The sequence below is a fragment of the Roseovarius sp. MBR-51 genome (genome assembly GCF_053628575.1).
Map to the genome: position 1 here is coordinate 154,351 of NZ_JBRJGQ010000001.1, position 22,012 is coordinate 176,362.

At 62.4% G+C, this 22,012-nt stretch carries 23 protein-coding genes; 12 read left to right on the top strand and 11 right to left on the bottom strand.

The window, feature by feature from the left end; genetic code table 11:
- The first annotated feature begins 6 nt into the window (after nt 1-6).
- Nucleotides 7-1,578: a substrate-binding domain-containing protein gene (locus ACSSVY_RS00750; RefSeq protein ID WP_454267461.1), complete on the top strand. Its 1,572-nt coding sequence runs from the start codon at nt 7-9 to the stop codon at nt 1,576-1,578.
- A gap of 6 nt (nt 1,579-1,584) precedes the next feature.
- Here ACSSVY_RS00750 and radC read toward each other — a convergent pair whose 3' ends face one another.
- From radC to dnaK, 3 genes are all read right to left on the bottom strand, one after another.
- Nucleotides 1,585-2,340: a RadC family protein gene (gene radC, locus ACSSVY_RS00755; protein WP_454267462.1), complete on the bottom strand. Its 756-nt coding sequence runs from the start codon at nt 2,338-2,340 to the stop codon at nt 1,585-1,587.
- Nucleotides 2,341-2,427: 87 nt separating this feature from the next.
- Nucleotides 2,428-3,588, bottom strand: coding sequence for a molecular chaperone DnaJ (gene dnaJ / locus ACSSVY_RS00760; protein ID WP_454267463.1), 1,161 nt, complete (start codon nt 3,586-3,588; stop codon nt 2,428-2,430).
- A gap of 80 nt (nt 3,589-3,668) precedes the next feature.
- Complete coding sequence (dnaK, locus tag ACSSVY_RS00765) at nt 3,669-5,576, bottom strand: molecular chaperone DnaK (RefSeq protein ID WP_454267464.1); 1,908 nt, start codon at nt 5,574-5,576, stop codon at nt 3,669-3,671.
- A gap of 210 nt (nt 5,577-5,786) precedes the next feature.
- Here dnaK and ACSSVY_RS00770 point away from each other — a divergent pair, with 210 nt between their 5' ends.
- Complete coding sequence (locus tag ACSSVY_RS00770; protein ID WP_454267465.1) at nt 5,787-6,395, top strand: alpha-ketoglutarate-dependent dioxygenase AlkB family protein; 609 nt, start codon at nt 5,787-5,789, stop codon at nt 6,393-6,395.
- 84 nt (nt 6,396-6,479) lie between these two features.
- Here the strand turns inward: ACSSVY_RS00770 and ACSSVY_RS00775 are convergent, their stop codons facing one another.
- The 3 genes from ACSSVY_RS00775 to ACSSVY_RS00785 all read right to left on the bottom strand — a co-directional run bounded on the left by ACSSVY_RS00775 (nt 6,480) and on the right by ACSSVY_RS00785 (nt 7,749).
- Nucleotides 6,480-6,650 (bottom strand): YdcH family protein, encoded by a 171-nt coding sequence (locus tag ACSSVY_RS00775; protein WP_008281304.1) that lies wholly within the window; start codon nt 6,648-6,650, stop codon nt 6,480-6,482.
- A gap of 120 nt (nt 6,651-6,770) precedes the next feature.
- Nucleotides 6,771-7,544 carry a tRNA1(Val) (adenine(37)-N6)-methyltransferase gene (locus ACSSVY_RS00780; RefSeq protein ID WP_454267466.1) on the bottom strand — a complete coding sequence of 258 codons (774 nt, stop codon included), beginning with the start codon at nt 7,542-7,544 and terminating at the stop codon, nt 6,771-6,773.
- On the bottom strand, nt 7,534-7,749 hold the full coding sequence (locus ACSSVY_RS00785; protein WP_009816930.1) for a putative signal transducing protein: 216 nt from the start codon (nt 7,747-7,749) through the stop codon (nt 7,534-7,536). Before ACSSVY_RS00785 ends, ACSSVY_RS00780 begins: the two co-directional genes overlap by 11 nt.
- A gap of 56 nt (nt 7,750-7,805) precedes the next feature.
- Between ACSSVY_RS00785 and ACSSVY_RS00790 the strand changes: the two genes are divergently transcribed.
- Nucleotides 7,806-8,807, top strand: coding sequence for a polyprenyl synthetase family protein (locus tag ACSSVY_RS00790; RefSeq protein WP_454267467.1), 1,002 nt, complete (start codon nt 7,806-7,808; stop codon nt 8,805-8,807).
- Here the strand turns inward: ACSSVY_RS00790 and ACSSVY_RS00795 are convergent.
- The 3 genes from ACSSVY_RS00795 to ACSSVY_RS00805 form a co-directional block, all read right to left on the bottom strand.
- A complete protein-coding gene (locus ACSSVY_RS00795) occupies nt 8,800-9,624 on the bottom strand; it encodes a 4-(cytidine 5'-diphospho)-2-C-methyl-D-erythritol kinase (protein ID WP_454267823.1) in 825 nt (274 codons plus the stop codon). The genes ACSSVY_RS00790 and ACSSVY_RS00795 overlap by 8 nt on opposite strands.
- Nucleotides 9,614-11,326, bottom strand: a complete 1,713-nt coding sequence (locus tag ACSSVY_RS00800) for a tetratricopeptide repeat protein (RefSeq protein ID WP_454267468.1) — start codon at nt 11,324-11,326, stop codon at nt 9,614-9,616. The genes ACSSVY_RS00795 and ACSSVY_RS00800 overlap by 11 nt, the downstream gene beginning before the upstream one ends.
- 110 nt (nt 11,327-11,436) lie before the next feature.
- A complete protein-coding gene (locus ACSSVY_RS00805; RefSeq protein ID WP_454267469.1) occupies nt 11,437-13,086 on the bottom strand; it encodes an electron transfer flavoprotein-ubiquinone oxidoreductase in 1,650 nt (549 codons plus the stop codon).
- A 277-nt stretch (nt 13,087-13,363) separates the two neighbouring features.
- On the opposite strand from ACSSVY_RS00805, the gene greA reads away from it, so the two are divergent.
- The 9 genes from greA to ACSSVY_RS00850 all read left to right on the top strand — a co-directional run bounded on the left by greA (nt 13,364) and on the right by ACSSVY_RS00850 (nt 19,742).
- The gene (gene greA / locus ACSSVY_RS00810) at nt 13,364-13,834 is read left to right on the top strand and encodes a transcription elongation factor GreA (protein ID WP_454267470.1); all 471 of its coding nucleotides are present in this window, start codon (nt 13,364-13,366) and stop codon (nt 13,832-13,834) included.
- 15 nt (nt 13,835-13,849) lie between these two features.
- The gene (locus ACSSVY_RS00815; RefSeq protein ID WP_454267471.1) at nt 13,850-14,866 is read left to right on the top strand and encodes a hypothetical protein; all 1,017 of its coding nucleotides are present in this window, start codon (nt 13,850-13,852) and stop codon (nt 14,864-14,866) included.
- A 121-nt stretch (nt 14,867-14,987) separates the two neighbouring features.
- Nucleotides 14,988-15,443, top strand: a complete 456-nt coding sequence (locus ACSSVY_RS00820) for a universal stress protein (protein ID WP_009816937.1) — start codon at nt 14,988-14,990, stop codon at nt 15,441-15,443.
- Nucleotides 15,444-15,583: 140 nt separating this feature from the next.
- On the top strand, nt 15,584-16,147 hold the full coding sequence (locus tag ACSSVY_RS00825; RefSeq protein ID WP_009816938.1) for a NifU family protein: 564 nt from the start codon (nt 15,584-15,586) through the stop codon (nt 16,145-16,147).
- Nucleotides 16,137-16,715 (top strand): tRNA (adenosine(37)-N6)-threonylcarbamoyltransferase complex dimerization subunit type 1 TsaB, encoded by a 579-nt coding sequence (tsaB, locus tag ACSSVY_RS00830; protein WP_454267472.1) that lies wholly within the window; start codon nt 16,137-16,139, stop codon nt 16,713-16,715. The genes ACSSVY_RS00825 and tsaB overlap by 11 nt, the downstream gene beginning before the upstream one ends.
- A complete protein-coding gene (locus ACSSVY_RS00835) occupies nt 16,705-17,121 on the top strand; it encodes a GNAT family N-acetyltransferase (protein ID WP_454267473.1) in 417 nt (138 codons plus the stop codon). The genes tsaB and ACSSVY_RS00835 overlap by 11 nt, the downstream gene beginning before the upstream one ends.
- A gap of 107 nt (nt 17,122-17,228) precedes the next feature.
- Nucleotides 17,229-18,143 carry a sulfite exporter TauE/SafE family protein gene (locus ACSSVY_RS00840; RefSeq protein WP_454267474.1) on the top strand — a complete coding sequence of 305 codons (915 nt, stop codon included), beginning with the start codon at nt 17,229-17,231 and terminating at the stop codon, nt 18,141-18,143.
- Complete coding sequence (locus ACSSVY_RS00845; RefSeq protein ID WP_454267475.1) at nt 18,143-18,901, top strand: TIGR02186 family protein; 759 nt, start codon at nt 18,143-18,145, stop codon at nt 18,899-18,901. The genes ACSSVY_RS00840 and ACSSVY_RS00845 overlap by 1 nt, the downstream gene beginning before the upstream one ends.
- 64 nt (nt 18,902-18,965) lie before the next feature.
- Entirely contained in the window at nt 18,966-19,742 is a 777-nt protein-coding gene (locus ACSSVY_RS00850) for a transglutaminase-like domain-containing protein (protein WP_454267476.1), read from the top strand.
- A gap of 10 nt (nt 19,743-19,752) precedes the next feature.
- Here the strand turns inward: ACSSVY_RS00850 and ACSSVY_RS00855 are convergent, their stop codons facing one another.
- On the bottom strand, nt 19,753-20,472 hold the full coding sequence (locus ACSSVY_RS00855; RefSeq protein ID WP_454267477.1) for an SDR family oxidoreductase: 720 nt from the start codon (nt 20,470-20,472) through the stop codon (nt 19,753-19,755).
- Nucleotides 20,469-21,998, bottom strand: coding sequence for an ATP-dependent DNA helicase (locus ACSSVY_RS00860; protein ID WP_454267478.1), 1,530 nt, complete (start codon nt 21,996-21,998; stop codon nt 20,469-20,471). The genes ACSSVY_RS00855 and ACSSVY_RS00860 overlap by 4 nt, the downstream gene beginning before the upstream one ends.
- Nucleotides 21,999-22,012 lie beyond the last annotated feature (14 nt).

Genomic DNA, 22,012 nt, shown 5'->3' on the forward strand with positions numbered 1-22,012 from the left:
CGAGTGATGACAAAGATGCGTGCGGCGATCCTCGCCGCACTTTCATTTATAATGGCATTTGTGATGGCTCCGGGCCGCGCTCTGGCGCAGGATGTCACGCTGCGGTCGCATGATGGCTCGGTCGAGATTTCCGGCAATTTGCTGGGCTTCGACGGGGAGTTCTACCGCGTTGACACGATTTACGGTGAGTTGACGGTCGATGGGTCGGGCGTCGGCTGCGAGGGGCCGGGATGTCCGGATCTGGAACATTACGTGGCGCGGCTGGTTTTTTCCGGCGCGCCGACGATTGGCCGGGTGTTGATGCCCGCGCTGATCGAGGCCTTTGCCATTCGTGGCGATTACGATGTCACACGCGAGGATCTGAGCCCGCAGGAGGTGCGTTTTGCGCTGCATCAGGGGGCGACGGGCGTTCTGATCGGCGAATTCCTCTTTCGCATGACCAATACAGATGAGGGGTTCGCCGATCTTTTGACGGATGAGGCGGATATCGCCATGACCCTGCGCGAGGCGCGGCAGGACGAGATCACGCGCGCGCGCGAGGCGGGATTGGGCAATCTGGCGTCGCAGGGGCAGGTGCGGGTGCTGGCGCTCGATGCGCTGATTCCGGTCGTGGCCCCCAGCAACCCGGTGCAGGGCATCAGCCTGCGTCAACTGGCAAGGGTGTTGTCGGGCGAGATCGCCAATTGGGCCGACCTGGGCGGGCCGGATGCGCCGATTGACGTGCATCTGTGGGATGCAGCCACCGGCATCGGGCAGGCCAGTGTGGATCAGGTGTTGCGCCCCGAAGGCCGGCAGGTGCTGGACCGGGTGATGCGCCATGCCGATGGCGCGGCCTTTGCCGAGGTGGTGTCGCGTGATCCCTTCGCGCTTGGGCTGACGACGCGCTCGGAACAGGGCAACACTTGGGAACTGGCGCTGACGGGTGACTGCGGTTTTGCCCTCAGCGCCACGCGCCGCGCGGTCAAGACCGAGGATTATCCGCTGACCGCGCCGCTCTTTATCTATCTTCCGGCGCGGCGACTTCCCAAGCTGGGGCGTGAATTCATGACCTATCTGCGCGACCCTTCGGCACAGTTGGTGATCCGGCGCGCCGGTTTCGTGGATCAAACCCCCGAGGAAATAGAGATCAACGCCCAAGGCGACCGGTTTGCCAATGCGATTGCGCAGGCGGGCGCGGAATTGGGGCTGGACGAGTTGCAGCGCATGGTGCGGGTGCTGGGGCCGCTCAAGCGGCTGACCACGACCTTTCGATTCGAGGCCGGATCAGTACGGCTTGACGCGCAATCGCGCTCGAACGCCGAGCAATTGGCGCGGGCGATGGAGCTGGGGCATTACGATGCACGGCGGCTTGTCTTTGTCGGCTTTTCCGATGGGGATGGTCCGGCGGGCACCAACCGTGACATCGCCCTGCGCCGCGCTGAGACCGTGCGGCGCGCTGTGGTGCGCGCCGCCGAGACCGCCAATCTGGAGCGGATCAAGCTCGAGCTGGAGGCCTTTGGCGAGGCGATGCCGATGGCCTGCGACGACACCGCCTGGGGGCGGCAGGTGAACCGGCGCGTCGAGGTTTGGGTGCGCTGACCCGGCTCAGAGATAGCCCGCTGACCGAAAGCTGACCTCAGAGGATTTGCCGATCACGATATGATCATGCAGCGTGAGGCCAAGCGCCTCTGCGGCGGTCTGGAGCTGTCGCGTCATGTCGATATCGGCGGTCGAGGGCGTGGGATCGCCCGAGGGGTGGTTATGCGCCAGAATGAGCGCGCTGGCATTCAATTGCAGCGCGCGTTTGACCACCTCACGCGGATAGACGGGCACGTGATCGACGGTGCCGCGCGCCTGTTCCTCATCCGCGATGAGGATATTCTTGCGGTCGAGGTAAAAGACGCGGAACTGTTCGATCTCGGCATGGGCCATGGTGGTGTGGCAATAGTCGAGCAGTGCGTCCCAAGAGGACAGCACCTGACGCCGCAGCACACGGGCGCGGGCCAGACGATGCGCTGCCGCCTCAACGATCTTGATCTCTACCGCCACCGCCTCACCAATGCCGGACAGGGCAGTGAGCCGCTCCAGCGGGGCCGAGATGACCCCGTTGAAATCCCCGAATTGACGGAGCAGCGCATGCGCCAGCGGTTTCACATCGCGGCGCGGGATTGCACGAAAGAGCACAAGTTCCAGAAGCTCGTAATCCGGCATCGCGGCCGCGCCACCATGCAGGAACCGACTACGCAACCGGGTGCGATGATCGCGGATATAAGAGGGCAGTTTCTCAGTCGCGGTCGCCTCTGCCGCGTCGCAGGCAAAGAGGGGCAGGGGCATGTCGGAAAAGATGCGGGCTTTGCTCATGCGCCCAGCTTGCCGCAAGAGCCTTAGCAAGTGGTTAACGCGCGCAGGGCAGATGTAAAAACCCGGCCTGCTCGGGCCGGGTTTGACTTAGCTCTTCATCGAATCCCAGAAACTGCGGACCGAAGAAAAGAAGCTGTTGCTCTCCGGGTTGTTATCCTCGCTCAGCACCTCGAATTCGCGCAAGAGCTCGGTCTGGCGCGCGGTGAGGTTGACCGGCGTTTCCACTGCCATCTCGATGAACATGTCCCCATGCGCACCGCCACGCAGCGCGGGCATGCCCTTGGCGCGCAGACGCATCTGGCGGCCCGATTGCGAGCCCGGCGGGATTTTGACACGGCTACGACCGCCGTCAATGGTGGGCACCTCGATATCGCCGCCAAGGGCTGCCTTGGTCATCGAGACCGGCACGCGGCAAAAGAGGTTGGTGTCGTCACGCTCAAAGAGGTCATGTTTGGCCACGTCGATGAAGATATAGAGATCTCCCGCCGGACCGCCCCGCATGCCCGCCTCACCCTCACCGGCAAGCCGGATACGCGTGCCGGTTTCCACCCCAGCCGGGATGTTGACCGAGAGCGCGCGATCCTTTTGGACGCGGCCCTGACCCTGACAGACCTTGCAGGGGTTCTTGATGATCTGACCCAGACCGCCGCAGGTGGGACACGTCCGCTCGACGGTAAAGAAACCCTGCTGCGCGCGCACCTTGCCCATGCCAGAGCAGGTCGGGCAGGTGGTCGGCTGCGCGCCGCCCTCGGCCCCGGACCCCTCGCAGGCGTCACAGGGGACCGCAGAGGGTACCTTGATGGTCTTTTGCAGCCCGGAGTAGGCCTCTTCCAGCGTCACGCGCAGGTTATAGCGCAGGTCGGCGCCACGGGCCGCGCGTTGCCGCCCGCCGCCGCGTCCACCGCCGCCCATGAAATCGCCAAAGAGGTCGTCGAACACATCCGAGAAGGCAGAGGCGAAATCGCCCTGCCCCGCGCCGCCAGCATAGCCACCGGGGCGCGCGCCGCCATTGCCCATTCCGCCCTCAAAGGCGGCATGGCCAAAGCGGTCATAGGCCGCTTTCTTCTCGGCGTCCTTGAGCACGTCATAGGCCTCACCGGCCTCTTTGAACTGGCGTTCTGAGTCGGGGTTGTCGGAATTGCGGTCGGGGTGAAGTTCCTTGGCCTTTTTGCGGTAGGCCTTTTTGATATCATCGGCCGAGGCGCCCTTGGACAACCCGAGCACTTCGTAATAGTCACGTTTGGCCATCGGGGGATCTCCTTGGTATGACCCTTCAAGGGCCGGTCGACATCTCTGCCGAGCCGGCCCTCGCTGGGTTCAAAACGGCCTCAGGCGCGTTTGTTGTCGTCGAGATCCTCAAAGTCGGCGTCAAGGATGTCATCCTCATCGCCGCCACGATCCGCCGCGCGCGGCTCATCGTCGGGGTCGCTCTGGCTGGACTTGTAGATCGCCTCACCCAGTTTCATCGACGCTTCGGCCACGTTCTGAATGCCGGACTTGATCTTGCCGACATTGTCGGTCTCAAGCTCGTCCTTGAGCGCGGCAATGGCCAATTCGATCGCCTCGACGGTAGTCGGATCGACCTTGTCGCCATGTTCCTCGATCGACTTTTCGGTCGAGTTGATGAGGCTTTCGGCCTGATTGCGGGCCTCGACCAGTTCGCGACGGGCCTTGTCGGACTCGGCATTCTCTTCGGCGTCCTTGATCATCTTTTCGATGTCTTCGTCCGAGAGACCACCCGATGCCTGGATCGTGATCTTCTGTTCCTTGTTGGTGCCCTTGTCCTTGGCCGACACGGACACGATGCCGTTGGCGTCGATGTCGAATGTCACCTCGATCTGGGGCATGCCGCGCGGCGCGGGCGGGATGTGCTCCAGATTGAACTGGCCCAGCATCTTGTTGTCTGCCGCCATTTCCCGCTCGCCTTGGAACACACGGATCGTCACAGCCGATTGGTTGTCCTCTGCGGTCGAAAAGATCTGGCTCTTGTTCGTCGGAATCGTCGTGTTGCGGTCAATAAGGCGGGTGAACACGCCACCCAGCGTTTCAATCCCGAGCGACAGCGGCGTCACATCAAGCAGCACCACATCCTTGACATCGCCCTGAAGCACACCGGCCTGAATGGCGGCACCCATGGCAACAACCTCGTCAGGGTTCACACCCTTATGCGGCTCTTTGCCGAAGAACTTGGTCACTTCTTCGACGACGCGGGGCATGCGGGTCATACCCCCCACCAGAACCACTTCGTCAATGTCGGCGGCGGTCAGGCCCGCATCCTTGAGCGCGGCCTTGCAGGGCTTGAGCGAGGCGGCGATGAGATCATTCACCAGACTCTCGAGTTTGGCGCGGGTCAGTTTGACCACCATGTGCAGCGGCTGGCCATTGGAGCCCATAGAAATGAACGGCTGGTTGATCTCGGTCTGGCTGCTGGAGCTGAGCTCGATCTTGGCCTTCTCTGCGGCTTCTTTGAGGCGCTGCAGCGCCATCTTGTCCTTGGTCAGGTCGACGCCGTGCTCTTTCTTGAACTCATCGGCAAGGTAGTTGACGATGCGCATGTCAAAGTCTTCACCGCCGAGGAACGTATCGCCGTTGGTGGACTTCACCTCGAACAGACCATCGTCAATCTCGAGGATGGTCACGTCGAATGTGCCGCCGCCAAGGTCATAGACCGCGATGGTGTGGGTCTCTTGCTTGTCCAGCCCATAGGCCAGCGCTGCGGCGGTCGGTTCGTTGATGATGCGCAGCACCTCGAGACCGGCGATCTTGCCGGCGTCCTTGGTGGCCTGACGCTGGGCGTCGTTGAAATAGGCGGGCACGGTGATGACGGCCTGCGTCACCTCTTCACCAAGATAGCTCTCGGCGGTTTCCTTCATCTTGCCGAGAATGAAGGCGGAAATCTGCGAGGGTGAATATTTCTCGTCGCGCGCCTTGACCCAGGCATCACCATTGCCGCCGTCGATGACGGTGAACGGCATGTTCTTCTTGTCCTTGGCGAGAAACGAGTCGTCTGCACGACGACCGATCAGGCGCTTGACACCAAAGATGGTGTTCTCCGGGTTGGTCACAGCCTGCCGCTTGGCGGGCTGGCCGACGAGACGCTCAGTCTCTGTGAATGCGACGATCGAGGGCGTTGTGCGCGCACCCTCAGAGTTTTCGATCACGCGGGCCTGAGAGCCGTCCATGATCGCGACGCAGCTGTTGGTGGTGCCGAGGTCAATACCAATAACTTTGGCCATGTTGTTCGATCCCTTCTAACTTAGGCGATATGACAGAGGCCCGACCCGTTCCGGCATCCGGCCCCCGGTGAATGACAGGTCTGCCAATGGCATGACCAGTGTTTCCGGGCGTATATAGGCAGGGGAATGTGCCCCTGCAAGCGGTCGCTGTCGGGCTAATTCTCAAATTTGGTCCAAATTGGCCCTGTGTGAGGCAAAAGGAGGCATGCGATGACAGAGCCCACGCTGATCCTGAGGGATTTCGCGATCTACAAGGGATGGCTCAACCCGCAGATGCAGGCCGATCTGGTGACGGAATTGCGCGACGTGGTGGCACAGGCACCGCTCCTGCAGCCGGTCACGCCCTCTGGCAAACCCATGAGCGTGCGCATGACCTCTGCGGGGCGCTATGGCTGGATTAGTGAGCGGGGCGGCTATCGCTATGCGCGTCAGCACCCCCAAGGCATGGGATGGCCTGCGATCCCTGCACCGGTGCTGGAGATTTGGCAGGCATTGGTCAGCGATCTGCGGATGCCCGACTGCTGCTTGATCAATTTCTATGCGCCGGGGGCGCGGATGGGGATGCATCAGGACCGCGACGAGGCAGATTTCAACTGGCCGGTTTTGTCGGTCTCTCTGGGGGATGATGCGCTGTTTCGCATCGGCACGCTGGCGCGCGGGGGCAAGACCGAATCGCTCTGGCTCAATTCCGGCGATGTGGTGGTGATGGGCGGTGCCGCGCGGCTGGCTTATCACGGGGTGGACCGGATCAGACCGGGCAGTTCCAGCCTCTTGCGCGGGGGCGGGCGGATCAATCTCACTTGTCGCGTGGTGGAGTGATCGCGGATCTGCGGGGCAGACATTAAAAAGGCCTTGTCCGCACCCTATTGGCGGACAAGACCCGTGTTGAGAGGCACAAACGTGTCAGGCGTTGACCGACAGGCGTTCTATCTCTTCCTTGATCTTGAGTTTCTGCTTTTTCAGCTCCGCAATCTCTAGCGTGCTGCTGCCCGGCGCGCGCTGCGCCCGTTCCACTTGTTCCGAGAGCGCGTGATGTTTCTTCTTCAGTTCTTCGATATGCGAACTCAAGCTCATGGGCAGTCTCCTCTGTGTGGTGGGTGTCTATTCGACATGGGAAGTGCACCACATTTTTACAATACTGTCACGCTGCACCTGCAAACTGCGCGGTGCATTGCCTGCGGCATTTTAGATATATTATGCGGGGAAAGGCAGCGCTGCCGCATTCCTGAGCACATCTGACGTGGCAGGGGTGTAATCTTCGCCATCTTGCCCATGGTCGTGCCCGGCGTGCAGCAGCCAACCGTCGTGCAGCCGCAGCGCGGCGCGGCCACCCTTGCGCCCGCGGACCAGAATCAGCCGCGCGGCGCGGCCCCGGCGCGGAATCAGTGGCAAGATCTCGAGGCTACCTAGATGCGCTGCCATCGTCGCTAGAAAATCCGGCAATCGTTCGGCCCTTTGAATGACCGTCACGGTGCCGCCCGCGCGCGCGCGCCGCGCGGCCGCGCGCACCCAATCCGCCAGCGGCAGCGCCTCGCCCATCGCCCGCTCGCGGCCCGAATCCTCGGCGGCGGTGCTGTGGTCGCGGTCGAAATAGGGTGGATTGAGGATCACATGATCGAATTGCCGCGCGCGCAGCCCGGCGGGCAGATCCGCAATGTCGCCCTCCGTCACATCGAGCGCCAGACCATTGGTTGCGCTATTCCGGCGTGCCAGCGCCGCATAGGCGGGCTGAATCTCCAGCCCCGCCAGCGAGACCCCCGGCACCCGCGCCGCAACACAGAGCGCCGCAATCCCCGACCCGCAGCCCAGATCCAGCAGGGTTTGACCCGCACGCGCCGGAACGCTGGCCGCCAAGAGCACCGGATCGACGCCGGCGCGATAGCCTGTTTTCGGCTGTGCTATCCGTAGACGCCCACCCAAAAAGGCATCGTCACTCAGCTCTTCTTCGGCAAAGGGCTCAGTCCTCAAGCGAGAAACCATTGTCGATGAGCGTGGTGCGCGCCTCTTCGTAATCGGCCGTCGCAACCATCAAACGGCGCGGGAAAATGCCGATTGATCCTTCCAGGATGCTCATGTTTACGTCCATTTCAAAGCAGTCTATACCCTCGCCTTGAAGAAGCGCCTGAGCAAAGGCGATGGACGCGATATCGTTGGTACGTAAAAGCTGTTTCATAGGCCATAGATAAGAGCATGACGCGCACTATGTCGAGCCGTGTTGACGGGGGAAGTATGGGATTGGACGAAATCGCCACCAAGCCGCATGAACAATTGGCCGCCCATCTGGCGACCAAGATGGACGCGGTAAATGTGTTGATCCGCGAGCGGATGGCGTCCCGCCATGCACCGCGCATCCCGCAAGTGACCGCGCATCTGGTCGAGGCGGGCGGCAAGCGCCTGCGCCCGATGCTGGTTTTGGCGACCGCGGATCTCTGTGGCTATGACGGTCCGTTTGATGTGCATCTGGCCGCGACAGTGGAATTCATCCACACCGCCACGCTCTTGCATGACGACGTGGTGGACGAGAGCGCGCAGCGGCGGGGTCGCACCACCGCCAACCTGCTCTGGGACAACAAATCCAGCGTGCTGGTGGGCGATTACCTCTTTGCCCGCGCCTTTCAATTGATGGTCGAGCCGGGCTCGCTCCGGGTGCTTGATATCCTGTCCAACGCCTCGGCCACGATTGCCGAAGGCGAGGTGCTGCAACTCAGCGCGGCGCAGGATCTGGCCACAACCGAAGACATCTATCTGCAAGTCGTGCGCGGCAAGACGGCGGCGCTCTTCTCTGCCGCGACCGAGGTGGGCGGCGTCATTGCAGGCGCGCCCGAGGATCACGTCAAGGCGCTCTTTGCGTATGGCGATGCGCTGGGCATCGCGTTTCAGATCGTCGATGATCTGCTTGATTATCAGGGTGACGTCAAATCGACCGGCAAGAACGTCGGTGACGATTTCCGCGAACGCAAACTGACCCTGCCGGTGATCAAGGCGGTGGCGGCGGCGAGTGCCGAAGAACGCGCCTTTTGGAAACGCACTATCGAAAAGGGCGATCAGCGCGATGGCGATCTGGATCACGCCCTTGGCTTGATGCAGGCGCATGGTGCCTTGGAGCAGACCCGCGCCGAGGCGCTGGATTGGGCCACCCGTGCGCGCGCGGCGATAGCCGTGCTGCCGGATCATCCGGTGCAGCGTATGCTCGACTCCCTCGCAGGCTATGTGGTGGCGCGGATCAGCTAAGCCGCGTGGCCTGCACCCACCATCTTTGGTGTGCCGCGCTCAGCGCTTGCGCCGCGCGCTTGGCGGTGGCGGCATCGGGATAAAGCCCGAAACAGGTGGCCCCTGATCCCGACATCCGTGCCAAGGCACAGTGCTGCGTCGCGGAAATCGCGCGCAGCACATCGGCCACTACAGGTTCTTCGGCAAGCGCCGCGCCTTGCAGGTCATTGCGCTGTGCGCCTAGCCACGCAATCAACGCCCTAGCATCGGGCCATGTCGGCAATACCTCGGGCATCGCCGGATTGTCCCGCCGCGCGAGCCTGCCAAAGATTGCGGGCGTCGAGACCGGCACGCCGGGATTGACCAGCACAGCCTCGAGCATCGGCAGGCCCACCACCGGCGTTACATCCTCGCCAATCCCGCGCATCCGCGCGGCGCGCGCCAGCAGGCAAACCGGCACATCGGCCCCAAGGGCCAAGACATCGCTCGGGAGCGTCAGTCCGCCCATCTCTGACAGCGCCCGCAGGCAGGCCGCCGCATCGCTTGACCCGCCACCAAGCCCCGCCGCCGCAGGCAGATGCTTGTCCAGCGTGATGTCGGCGGCGATCCCCATCACCGCTGCCGCCCGCAGCACAAGATTGTCAGGGCCGAGCGGCACGCTCCCGGCCATTGGCCCGGTCACGTTCAGCCGGGACTCGGGGGCAGGTCGCAGACTCAGCCGGTCACCCACATCGGCAAAGACCACCAGCGAATCGAGCAGATGATACCCATCCGCTCGGCGCCCGGTGACATGCAGTGTCAGATTGACCTTGGCGGGGGCGAACCCGTCAGTTGCCATCTTTGACAAGTTTGAGAGGCTCCGCGCCCTCGTCCTTCAGCACCTGATCCAAGCCCACTTCGAGTTTGCGGCGCACGCGCTCCGGCTCCAGATCGGGCGAGGGCTCGCTCTCGTTCAGCGATAGCGCGCGCTTCCACTGGAACCGGGCCTCGACCTGACGCCCAACGGCCCAGAGCACATCGCCCAGATGGTCATTGACCACGGGGTCGGTCGGCATCAACTCGGCGGCGCGCTCCATATGCACGATGGCCTCTTCATAGCGCCCTAGACGATAGAGCACCCATCCCAGACTGTCGACGATGTAACCGCTCTCGGGCTGTGCGGCGACCGCGCGCTCGATCATGTTCAGCGCCTCGTCAAGATTGATGTGCTTTTCAACCATCGTGTACCCGAGATAGTTCAGCACCTGCGGATGATCCGGGTTGAGCTCCAGCGCGCGACGGAAATCGGCCTCGGCCTCGGGCCAGTTATCCAAACGCTCGTGGCTGATGGCGCGGGCATAGTGCACGAACCATTGATCGCTGCCCCGCGTGTTGTACAGGTCAAGCGCCCGGTCATAGGCGGGCACGGCGGACGCGAAATTCTCTTGGGACCGATAGAGATCACCGACCGCAACATGCACCTCCGGCAGGTCGGGATAGATTGTCGCCAGTTGCTCCAGCACCTCGATGGCCGCGTCCGGTTTGCCCGCGCGGCGCAAGACATCGCTGCGCCCGAGTTCCGCAAGATGATAGGATGGGTGATCGCGCGGCACCTGCTTGAACGCCTCGATCGCCAGATCATAGCGCTCCAGATCCTCGAGCAGTTCGGCGGCCATCAGGATGGCGTCCACATGCGCCGGTTTGATCATCTCGGCCACGCGGGCATAGATCAGGATATACTCGTCATTGGCCTCTTGCATCAGCGCGCGCCCGAGCGAGAAGAACACCTCTGAAATCCCGTCCGACGCGCTGTTCACCAGATTGAAGGGCACGCTTTCGCCCGCTTCCAGACTGGCGCGCAGGGCACTGATCTCGTGATCAAGGTCGCTACCGAACGTGTCGTCGATGATGCTGATCGCGCGCGTCTGCTGGCCCAATTGGCTCAGAACTTGCGCCCAACCGATGACACCGCGCCGGGTTCGCTGGATCGGAGCGTCATCCTCGCCGCTGAAGACCTTGTCTGCGCCCTCGAAATCCCCGACCGAGGCCAGCGCCAGCGCTTTGTGGTAAATCGCAAAGCTGCGCAGCCCACGTTCTTCGGCCACCGCATCGAACCTTGCCAGCGCCGAGGTCATGTCGCCCTTGCCCAGATCGGCCCAAGCCGCAATCATCCCATCCGCCAGATCGCCGACACCGCGATCTTCCTCGATCCGTGTCAACAGGGCATCCCATTGCCCCTCACGCGTTTCCTGCGCCACCAGCGCCATCTGGCTCACCTGACTGCGCAGCCCATCGGACTCGATCTTGCGCGCGATCGCGGCCGCTGCGTCCAGCCTGCCCAGCGCCAGATAGGCGACAGTGGCATTTTCCATCAGCGCCGGGTTTGACGGGTCACGGGTCAAGGCCTGTGCGTAATACTGCGCAGCAGCGGCAAAATCGCCTGTGGCGCGCGCCTGTTGCGCCGCAAGATAGGGGCCCGGTGCCTCTTCGGCCACCGCAGGCAGGGGCATGACCTGCAAGAGGGCGGTGAGTGCAAGCGCCGGAAGGGTTCGATAGGTCACGCTGTCCTGCCTTTTATGGTCTGATTTCACTCAAAGGTAATATGCCCGCCCCCCCAAGGCAATGCGGCGCAGCATTTTAGCCGCGCCGCACCCTTGATCTCACGGGATGGTTACATGTTTGGATAGTTCGGGCCGTCGCCACCCTGCGGCGTCACCCAGTTGATATTCTGGCTGGGGTCTTTGATGTCGCAGGTCTTGCAATGCACGCAGTTCTGGAAATTGATGACAAAACGCGGGTCCTTGCCCTCTTCGCGCACCACCTCGTAAACCCCCGCCGGGCAATAGCGCTGCGCGGGCTCGTCATATTTCGGCAGGTTCACGCCAATGGGCACCGATGCATCCTTCAACTGCAGATGCGCAGGTTGGCTTTCCTCGTGATTGGTCATCGAGAAGCTGACATTGGTCAGCCGGTCAAAACTCAGCTTGCCGTCTGGCTTGGGATAGTCGATCGGCTTGTGCTTGGCCGCCGGTTCGGTGGCGGCGGCATCGCTCTTGCCATGCCCCATCGTGCCCAGAACCGAGAAACCGAATGTGTTGGTCCACATGTCGAACCCACCCAGACCAAGCGAGGTCAGCAGACCATATTTCGACCAGAGCGGTTTGACATTGCGGACCTTCTTGAGATCTTTGCCAATCGCGCCGCTGCGCACTTCGGTCTCGTAATCGTTCAACTCATCACTCGCACGCCCTGCGGCCAGCGCGGCATGCGCCGCCTCTGCCGCCGCCTTGCCCGAGAGCATGGCATTGTGATTGCCCTTGATGCGCGGCACGTTGACCATGCCCACCGAACACCCCAAGAGCGCCACACCCGGCGCCACCATCTTGGGCATCGACTGATACCCTCCTTCGGAAATGGCACGCGCGCCATAGGCCACGCGCTTGCCGCCCTTGAGCAACTCGGACACCATCGGATGATGCTTGAACCGCTGGAATTCCATATAGGGATAGAGATACGGGTTCTTGTAGTTGAGATGCACCACAAAGCCCACGTAAACCTGATTGTTCTCAAGGTGATAGATGAATGACCCGCCGCCCGCGTTGCTGCCCAGCGGCCAGCCCATCGTATGCGTGACCGTGCCCTCGCGATGCTTGGCGGGATCGACCTCCCAGATCTCTTTCATGCCAAGCCCGAATTTCTGCGGCTCATGACCCTTGGACAGATCGTATTTGGCGATCACCTCTTTGGCGAGGCTGCCGCGCACGCCCTCGGACAGGAACACGTATTTGCCATGCAGCTCCATCCCCGGCTCATAGTTCGGGCCGGGCGTGCCATCCTCGTTCTTGCCAAACTCACCGGCGACGACGCCTTTGACCTCACCATTCTCGCCGTAAACCATCGCAGAGCAGGACATGCCGGGGAAAATCTCGACGCCCAGCTCCTCGGCCTGCTCCGCCATCCAGCGACAGACATTACCCATGCTGACGATGTAATTGCCGTGGTTGTTCATTAGCGGCGGCATCGGAAGATTCGGCACGCGGACCTTGCCCGCCTCGCCCAGCATGTAAAAATTATCCTCTTTCACCGGCGTATTCAGCGGCGCGCCGCGCTCTTTCCAATCCGGGATCAGCGCAGTCAGGCCGCAAGGATCGAGCACCGCGCCCGACAGGATATGCGCGCCCACCTCGGACCCCTTTTCCAGCACCACAACAGCGCAATCGGGATCAAGCTGCTTGAGGCGGATCGCCGCTGACAGACCGGCCGGGCCTGCGCCCACGATCACCACGTCATAGTCCATCGTCTCGCGTGTTATCTCGGTCATCGTCCTCATCCTTTTCCGGGGCGCTGCAACCATACCCTGCCGCGCAACAAAGTTGCGAGTGTGACTAGCCTGCGCAGGCGCCAAGCGTCAATTGAAACACGACGTAAAACCAGATGGAAAACGGCAATTTGTCACGCGTGTAGCGTTGAATCCGTCGCCTCGCGTGATCCGCTCTTGCAATCGGGCGCGCGCTTCGGGCAAGCTGGGTCGAAATTCGATGCGTGACCTGACGGGGCCTGCTATCCAGCGGCCCCGCTTCTGACAATGGACGGTTGATATGGAAAAGATCCCGATGACGGCGGGCGGCCATGCCGCGCTTGAGGTCGAGCTGAAACAGCTCAAATCGGTTGAGCGGCCCGCGATCATCCGGGCCATCGCCGAGGCGCGCGAACATGGCGACCTGAGCGAGAACGCCGAATATCATTCGGCCAAGGAAAAGCAGTCCTTTATCGAAGGCCGGATCAAGGAACTCGAAGGTATTCTCAGCCTTGCCGAGGTGATCGACCCAGCCAAGCTGTCGGGCGCGATCAAGTTCGGCGCGACTGTTACCTTGGTGGACGAGGATACCGACGAAGAACGCACCTATCAGATCGTGGGAGAGTATGAGGCCAGCATCGAAAAGGGTCTCTTGAACATAAAATCGCCGATTGCACGGGCGTTGATCGGCAAAGAAGAGGGCGATAGCGTCGAAGTGCGCACGCCCGGTGGTGATCGCGCCTATGAGGTGATAAAGGTCGCCTATATTTGATCAGGCAGCCAGCACATGCGCCCACCCCGCAGCGACACCGGACCCGCCAAGGGGTTCGACACGAAATCTGACACCGACGGCGTGACGTCGATTGAATTGATTGCCGTCGCGCTCTCTGCGCTCTGGCTGATCGGCACCGCGATCTTTTTTCTCGTACTCGCTCCGGGCGGCGAGGCAGGGGGCAGTGCGCTGCACTTCGTGATCGTGCTGATTGCGGTCTTCATGCCGGTCGCGATGATCTGGGTCGGAGCAACCGCCGCCCGCACCAGCCGCGTGATGCGCGAGGAAAGCCGCCGCTTGCGCGCGGCCATCGACGCGATCCGCAACGCCTATGTCACCCAGAGTCAGACCCTGGGCCAGACCGTCGACAAGACGGTCAGTCAGAAACTCGATGAAATCGCCGCGGCCCAACGCAAGACAGAAACGGCATTGGCAACATTCTCGTCGATTCGCGTCGGCCTGCCAGAGCCACGCCCGGTGCTGGCCCCGGCCCCCTCGCCCGCCGATCCCGGCGATCAGGTGTCGCTGCCGCTTGGCACCTCGGCCGAGGATATGCAGGCCCCTCTGGAACGCTCCGATTTCATCCGCGCGCTGAACTTCCCTGACAACCCCGAGGACAAGGTCGGTTTTGCCGCACTGCGCCGCGCGCTCAAGGATCGGCCCACTGCCCAGTTGATCCGCGCCTCGCAGGATATCCTGACCCTGATGTCGCATGACGGCATCTACATGGACGACCTGCGCCCCGACATGGCCCGCCCCGAGCTCTGGCGCCGCTTTGCTGGCGGCGAGCGTGGCCGCACCATTGCCGCCTTGGGCGGTATCCGGGACCGCTCATCGCTGGCGCTGACGGCGGCGCGGATGAAACAGGACACGATCTTTCGTGACGCAGCACATCACTTTCTGCGCCGCTTTGACCGGATGTTTACCCAATTCGCGGAAACTGCCAGCGATGCGGAAATTTCGGAACTGTCCGAAACCCGTACCGCCCGCGCTTTCATGCTCTTGGGACGTGTTGCCGGCACCTTCGACTGACCACCGGTCCCGGTTTCATCTGACCTAAAGTCCCTCTGGGGTTCGCGAGCAGCGCCACCGACTCTCCGATTGCCCCCGTCAAAATTCCACGGCATGATGCGCGCCTGAGGAGATTGGACCCATGCGCAAGTTTCTCGTCGTGCTGGACGACAGCCGCGAATGTCTTAACGCCATGCGCTTTGCCGCGATGCGTGCCGCCCATACCGGGGCCGGTGTGGAAATCCTCGCGGTGATCCCGCCCGAGGAATTCAACCACTGGATCGGCGTGGGCGATCTTATGCGCGAGGAACAGCGCGAGCGGATCGAGGCGCATTTCGAGGTCTTCGCCAAATGGATGCGCGACAAGCAGGGGATCGACCCGGAGCTGGTGATCCGCGAAGGTGATCCTGCGGTCGAGATCATCGCCCAAGTGCAGGACGACCCGGCCATCGGCGTGCTCGTTCTCGGTGCGGCCACCGGCAAGAAGGGGCCCGGTCCGCTGGTCACGCAATTGACCAAGACGGCAGGCACCCTGCCCATCCCGATCACCATCGTCCCCGGTGATCTGACCAAGGAGCGACTCGAGGCGATCACCTGAGCGTTGGACTGTACGGTTTGACCGCACAAGCGTACGCTAAGACACTGTCGGGCGTGCTCGGAACATCTTAGAATGGTTCTAAACCTTGACACCGCCCGATGCGGCGCGCATATCTAAGGCAACCACGAGAGGGCGCTGCCATGTTCATCCAGACCGAATCCACCCCCAATCCCGCGACGCTGAAATTCCTGCCGGGCCAGACCGTGCTGGACGCTGGCACCGCAGATTTTCCGACCGCCGAGGGGGCCGAGAAATCGCCACTGGCCGAGCGGATTTTCCGTGTGCCGGGCGTGTCAGGTGTGTTCTTTGGCAATGATTTCGTGACCGTCACCAAGGGTGAGGCGACCGAGTGGGACCATATCAAACCCGCCATTCTGGGGGCGATCATGGAGCATTACCAATCCGGTCAGCCGGTCATGCTGGGCGAGGGTGGCGGGGCCTCTGGTCATGCCGAACACAGCGGCGAAGATTCTGAAATCGTCAACCAGATCAAAGAGTTGCTGGATACCCGCGTCCGTCCCGCCGTGGCGCAGGATGGCGGCGACATCACCTTTCACGGCTTTGACCGTGGCGTGGTTTATCTGCATATGCAGGGCGCTTGCGCCGGTTGTCCCTCTTCGACCATCACGCTCAAGATGGGCATCGAGAACCTGCTGCGCCATTACATCCCCGAGGTGACAGAGGTGCGCCCTGTTGGCCTCTGAGCCACTGACGCTGGGATTTGACACATCGGCCGCGCATTGCGCGGCCGCTTTGTTGCGGGGCGACCGGGTGGTGGCGTCACACAGCGAAGAAATGGGGCGCGGGCAGGCCGAACGGCTCATGCCACTTTTGCAAGAGATCCTGGATGAGGCCGGGGTGACATGGCGCGATCTGACCCGGATCGGCGTCGGCATCGGCCCCGGAAACTTTACCGGTATCCGAATTTCTGTAGCCGCAGCAAGGGGTTTAGCCCTCAGCCTTGATATTCCCACGATTGGCATCAGCACGCTTGAGGCGATCCGGTCGCAGGCGCGCGACGGCACGCCCTGCGTGCCCGCCCCGCGCGACATGGGCTATGTGCAACGCCTAAACACCACACCGGAACTAACAGAGATGCACTCGGTCGCCAGCCCCCTCCTGCCCCCTAAACCGGCAGATTTGGCCACACTCATCGCGCGGCTGGCCTCTCTTGCGCCCGAGGATAGCCCGCCGCCCGCACCGCTCTATGTGCGCCCCGCAGATGCCGCACCCGCGCGCGATCTGCCGCCGGTGATTCTGGATGACGCCTGAGACGCTGGCGACCTGTCACGCCCGCGCCTTTGCGGGCTCTGGTCGTGCTTGGACAGCGCCGGAGTTTGCTGGGCTTCTGGAGAGCAGTTTTGTATTTACCGTGGGCGATGCGCGAGCCTTTCTTTTGGGTCGAGTGATTGCCGAGGAGGCTGAAGTCCTGACTCTGGCCACCGACCCCGCGTATCGCCGCCTAGGGCTTGCACGCCAATGTCTTGCCGCGTTCGAGGATGCGGCCCGAACACGGAGCGCTGGGGTCGCCTTTCTTGAGGTGGCCGAGGACAATGCGGCGGCGCTGCGCCTATATCTTGGGGCGGGGTTCGCAGAGGCCGCGCGCCGGGCTGGCTATTACACACGCGCCAAAGGCACCAAAATTGACGCCCTGATCCTGACCAAGGCGCTGGACTGACAGCAAAGACCGCCGCATAGGTCCAGATTTGAGAAAATCATCAGACCTGCTTGCCCGAGCGCGCCCCCGCCCTTGCAAACCGCAGGGACATGGCGCTAGGAATTGCCATGCAGATTTACCTCCCCATAGCCGAGGTGTCGGTCAACGCCTTTCTCCTGTTGGGGCTGGGTGGACTCGTGGGGATTCTTTCGGGCATGTTCGGCGTGGGCGGTGGATTTATCCTGACGCCGCTGCTGTTCTTTATCGGTATTCCGCCAGCGGTCGCGGTGGCGACTGGGGCCAATCAGATCATGGCCGCGTCCTTTTCCGCAGTCCTGGCGCATTTCAGGCGCAAGACCGTTGACCTTGAAATGGGTACGGTCCTGTTGATTGGCGGCCTGATTGGTGCGGCAATGGGGGTTTTTGTCTTCAATTACCTCAAGTCGCTCGGCCAAGTCGATCTGCTGGTCACGCTCTGCTACGTGGTTTTTCTAGGCGTTATCGGTGGGATGATGTTCATCGAGAGCCTGCGCGCTATCCGCAACACTCGGCGCGGCGTGGTTCCCAAGCGCAAGAAACATGGGTGGGTCCATCGCCTGCCGTTCAAGATGCGGTTCCGCACCAGTGGTCTCTACATCTCAGTGATCCCGCCGCTCTTGGTTGGCACCAGCGTTGGTATTCTGGCGGCGATCATGGGCGTCGGCGGCGGCTTTATCATGGTGCCCGCGATGATCTATTTGCTGGGCATGCCGACCAAGGTCGTGGTTGGCACCTCGCTCTTTCAGATCATCTTTGTGACTGCCTTCACCACGCTCTTGCATGCGACAACCAATTACACGGTTGATATCGCATTGGCCGTGCTCTTGCTGGTGGGGGGCGTGATCGGCGCACAGTTCGGCACCTCGATCGGCACCCGGATGAAAGCCGAGCAATTGCGCATCCTCTTGGCGATCATGGTTCTGTCGGTCTGTGGCAAGCTGGCGTTCGATCTTTTGGCCACGCCGTCGGAGCTGTATTCTCTCGGTACGGACGGGGGACCGTGATGCTCTGGCGTCTGGCGCTCTTGCTTGGTCTGGCCGCAATGCCGCTGCGCGCCGAAGAGGTGGTTCTTGGCCTCAGCAAGGCCAAGGTGGCCATCACCGCCACCTTTGAGGGGTCCGAGATCCTGATTTTTGGGGCCGTCAAGCGCGAAGCCCCAATCCCCGATGTGCCGATGGACGTGGTCATCACCGTCGCAGGACCGTCAGAGCCGGTTACCGTGCGGCGCAAGGACCGCCGGTTTGGCATCTGGGTGAATACCGATATGGTCGTGCTTGACGCAGCCCCGAGTTTCTATGCAGTGGCCACAACGGGGCCGCTCGATAAGGTGATGTCGGATACCGAGGATCTCCGACACCGGGTGTCAATCCCGCGTGCGATCCGCTCTGTCGGGGCGGCCAGCATGGCAGAGGATGCCGAGCGTTTTACCGATGCCCTGATCCGTATCCGCCGCGATCAAGGGGCCTACGCCATGCGCGAAGGCGCTGTGGTGCTGGATCAGGAAACGCTCTTTCGCGGTGCGATCCAACTCCCGGCCAACCTGACCGAAGGGGAGTATCTCACGCGCATATTCCTGACCCGAGAGGGGCGCGTCGTGTCACAATTCGAGACCGTGATCGACGTCCAGAAGGTGGGGCTGGAACGCTGGCTTTACACCTTGTCCCGGCAGAAGCCGCTGGTCTATGGCCTGATGTCGCTGGCCATTGCCATCGCAGCAGGCTGGGGTGCGTCTGCAGCCTTTCAAGCGATGCGGCGCGGCTAAAACCCGTATCGGGCCGCGCACCTTACGCCGTGACACCTAACCCTATGATCAAGGTAGTGAGCCAATGCGCCTGAACATCGACGTGACCATGGACTATCAACTGACGGGGCATGACACCGTGCTTTTGACGTTGGAGGCGGCCCAGACCGATGGGCAGATCGTGGTCGAGAGCACACTCGATGTCGAGGGCGCCGATCTGCGCTGGATCAACGTCGAGGGCATGCCGGGGCGGCGGGTCTGGGCGCATGTGACCAGCGACCGGATGAAGCTGCGGTATCGCGCATTGGTCGAGGTCACGCGCGTCGGCTCGGGGCTAGAGGGGCTTGCAGCCACGCCGATGCGCGACCTGCCCGGCGACGTGGTCAGCTACCTGCGCCCCTCGCGGTTCTGCGAGTCGGATCTCCTGACCGAATTCGCAACCCAACAGTTTCGCGGCCTTGAGGGTGGCGCGCGGATTGCGGCGATTGTGGATTGGGCCCGGTCCGAGATCAGCTATGTGTCTGGCTCATCCGGTGCCACAACCTCGGCCGTGGATAGTTTCATCGCCCGCAAAGGGGTATGCCGGGACTATGCCCATCTTGTGTGCAGTCTGGCCCGTGCGGGCAATATCCCGGCACGCTACACCTCAGTTTATGGCGCTGATGTGGACCCGCCGGATTTTCACGCGGTGGCCGAAGTCTGGCTGGAGGGGGCGTGGCACCTTGTCGATGCCACCGGCATGAGCAGCGCCGCCGACATGGTGGTGATCGGCTCTGGCCGGGACGCAAGCGATGTGGCCTTCATGGAAACCGAAGACTGGGCGCGTCCACTCTGGCAAACGGTCGATGTGCGGCGGGTGTGATCCCCGGCCTTCAACCGCGCCCAATATACGGCATTTTTGTCGCCATCAGTGTCATGAATTGCACATTCGCCTCTAGCGGCAGATCAGCCATGTGCAGCACCGATGCGCCCACATGCTCGACGTCCATCGTGGGCGGCGGCGCGTCGGGATTGGCGGCGATGATCCCTTCCAGCAATTCGGTCCGGGCGTTGCCGATGTCGATCTGGCTGCACGCGATATCATAGGGGCGTCCATCAAGGCTGAGCGTCTTGGTCAAGCCGGTGATCGCATGTTTGGTGGTGGTATAGCCCACCGAACCGGGGCGCGGCGCATGGGCGCTGATCGAGCCGTTGTTGATGATCCGCCCCCCCATCGGGGATTGATTGCGCATCTGGGCAAAGGCCGCGCGCGCACAGAGGAACATGCCGTGCAGGTTCACATCCACGACCTGCCGCCATTCCTCATAGCTCAGCTCGTCGATCATCGCGGCGCGGCCAAAGCTGCCGGCGTTGTTGAAGAGCACATCCAGTCGGCCGGCCCGCGCAATGAAATCCTCGAACACCCGCACCACATCGCCGGGGTCAGTGACATCTCCGGGCAGGATCACGGCATTGTCGTGGCCTTGGGCCACCTGTTCCAGCGCCTCGGCCCGACGCGCCATCAGGCCCACATTCCAGCCCGCCTCTAAAAAGCTCCGCGCGCAGGCGGCCCCGATACCGGCGCTCGCCCCGGTGATCAGAACGGTTTTCATGTCTCTTCCTCCTGTTCGAGTTGCAGGGGCGCAGGCCCTCCGCGTAAATCATCGACCGTGAGCGGTGCCGTAGGTTTGGACAGCCGGTTGCGCACGATCCAGTGCAGGCGCTCTTCAGCGCGGGTGATCGCCACATAGGCCAGCCGTTTCCAGAGGGGTTGTCCCGCTTCTGACCGGCCCATCTGCGCGGCGGCGTAGATGTCAGGCGCGAACACTTGCACATCAGGCCATTGGCTGCCCTGCGCCTTGTGAATCGTTACCGCCGCGCCATGCAGAAAGGTGGCCCCCATGTTCGCGGCAAAGGGAATGAACGGTTCTTCCTCATCCGGCTTCTCGATCTTGACGATGGAGGCCGCCGAGATTTGCGGGTCTTCGGCCCCGATCACATGCAGGCGCGAAAAGCCGGGTTTGCGCCCCGGCCCGAGGTAAACCACCTGCGCGCCCTTGATCAGCCCGCGCGCCTCGAGATCAAGCCGCTTCTTGCGATGCTTGAGCGGCAGCTCGATCCCGTCACAGATCAGCGGCTCTCCCGCCAAGAGCGCGGTCTCGGGCGCGCCATGCACGGCACGAAAGGCGTTGATCAGGCGGATGCGCGTGGCATTGCGCCAGACAAGGACCGGCGAGCGCGCCATCAGATCGACCTCGACCCGTTCGGCCCATCTTACGCGTTCATCGCGGCGGGCGGCGTCCTCGATCATCCGCTCGAAATGGTGAAACTCCAGCGCAGGATCAGCGAGGGCGTGGGCCAGATCAAGGATGGGATTGTCTGCGTCCTGCCGATGAATGCGGCTCAGTTCCAGCCGCGCGGGCGCGGGCAGGGTTTCAAACACCATACCGCCGGTGGATTTGACGGGCGGCAACTGCGCCGGATCGCCAAAGAGCAGCAGGGTCGGGAAAATCTCTTGCAGATCTTCGAATTGCTGCGTGTCCAGCATGCTCGCCTCATCGACAAACCCGATATCCAGCGGCTCTTCCCGCCGCTTCCAGCCGGTGATGAAATCGGATCCGCGCAGACCCGCAGCGGCCAAGGCGCCGGGGATGGATTTGTTGCTCTGGTAAAAGGCAAAGGCACGGTCGAGCGCCAGATCGGTCAGCCCTTCGATCTCTGGCCGCTCGCCCTGGCCTGCCAGCCATTCGGCGATTTTCTCGTATTCCGGATGATAGACGGGTGTGTAGAGAATGCGGTGGATGGTGGTGGCGGGCACGCCGCGCATGCGCAGCACGCTCGCGGCCTTGTTGGTTGGGGCGAGGATGGCCAAGGTGCGTTTATCGCGACGTTTTCGGCTCTCGTAATCGCCCGAGACGATATCGACGCCTGCCTCTTCCAACGCGCGATAGAGCGCGGCCAAGAGCAGCGTCTTGCCTGACCCTGCCTTGCCGGTGACGGCCAGCACAGATCTTTTGCCTTCGCGTGGCGGGGTCAATGCCCCAGAGTCGAGATCGACCCCGACCGTGCGCAGAGCCTCGGCAATGCGGTCATGCGCCTCGGCCTGATCCGGCGAATATGTCAGTGCAGTTTGCGTCATGGCGCGACCCTAGC

Coding starts and splice junctions, on each gene's coding strand:
- ACSSVY_RS00750 (WP_454267461.1), top strand. CDS start 7: ATGACAAAGATGCGTGCGGCGATCCTCGCCGCACTTTCATTTATAATG.
- radC (WP_454267462.1), bottom strand. CDS start 2,340: ATGAGCAAAGCCCGCATCTTTTCCGACATGCCCCTGCCCCTCTTTGCC.
- dnaJ (WP_454267463.1), bottom strand. CDS start 3,588: ATGGCCAAACGTGACTATTACGAAGTGCTCGGGTTGTCCAAGGGCGCC.
- dnaK (WP_454267464.1), bottom strand. CDS start 5,576: ATGGCCAAAGTTATTGGTATTGACCTCGGCACCACCAACAGCTGCGTC.
- ACSSVY_RS00770 (WP_454267465.1), top strand. CDS start 5,787: ATGACAGAGCCCACGCTGATCCTGAGGGATTTCGCGATCTACAAGGGA.
- ACSSVY_RS00775 (WP_008281304.1), bottom strand. CDS start 6,650: ATGAGCTTGAGTTCGCATATCGAAGAACTGAAGAAGAAACATCACGCG.
- ACSSVY_RS00785 (WP_009816930.1), bottom strand. CDS start 7,749: ATGAAACAGCTTTTACGTACCAACGATATCGCGTCCATCGCCTTTGCT.
- ACSSVY_RS00790 (WP_454267467.1), top strand. CDS start 7,806: ATGGGATTGGACGAAATCGCCACCAAGCCGCATGAACAATTGGCCGCC.
- ACSSVY_RS00795 (WP_454267823.1), bottom strand. CDS start 9,624: ATGGCAACTGACGGGTTCGCCCCCGCCAAGGTCAATCTGACACTGCAT.
- ACSSVY_RS00805 (WP_454267469.1), bottom strand. CDS start 13,086: ATGACCGAGATAACACGCGAGACGATGGACTATGACGTGGTGATCGTG.
- greA (WP_454267470.1), top strand. CDS start 13,364: ATGGAAAAGATCCCGATGACGGCGGGCGGCCATGCCGCGCTTGAGGTC.
- ACSSVY_RS00815 (WP_454267471.1), top strand. CDS start 13,850: ATGCGCCCACCCCGCAGCGACACCGGACCCGCCAAGGGGTTCGACACG.
- ACSSVY_RS00820 (WP_009816937.1), top strand. CDS start 14,988: ATGCGCAAGTTTCTCGTCGTGCTGGACGACAGCCGCGAATGTCTTAAC.
- ACSSVY_RS00825 (WP_009816938.1), top strand. CDS start 15,584: ATGTTCATCCAGACCGAATCCACCCCCAATCCCGCGACGCTGAAATTC.
- ACSSVY_RS00835 (WP_454267473.1), top strand. CDS start 16,705: ATGACGCCTGAGACGCTGGCGACCTGTCACGCCCGCGCCTTTGCGGGC.
- ACSSVY_RS00840 (WP_454267474.1), top strand. CDS start 17,229: ATGCAGATTTACCTCCCCATAGCCGAGGTGTCGGTCAACGCCTTTCTC.
- ACSSVY_RS00845 (WP_454267475.1), top strand. CDS start 18,143: ATGCTCTGGCGTCTGGCGCTCTTGCTTGGTCTGGCCGCAATGCCGCTG.
- ACSSVY_RS00850 (WP_454267476.1), top strand. CDS start 18,966: ATGCGCCTGAACATCGACGTGACCATGGACTATCAACTGACGGGGCAT.
- ACSSVY_RS00855 (WP_454267477.1), bottom strand. CDS start 20,472: ATGAAAACCGTTCTGATCACCGGGGCGAGCGCCGGTATCGGGGCCGCC.
- ACSSVY_RS00860 (WP_454267478.1), bottom strand. CDS start 21,998: ATGACGCAAACTGCACTGACATATTCGCCGGATCAGGCCGAGGCGCAT.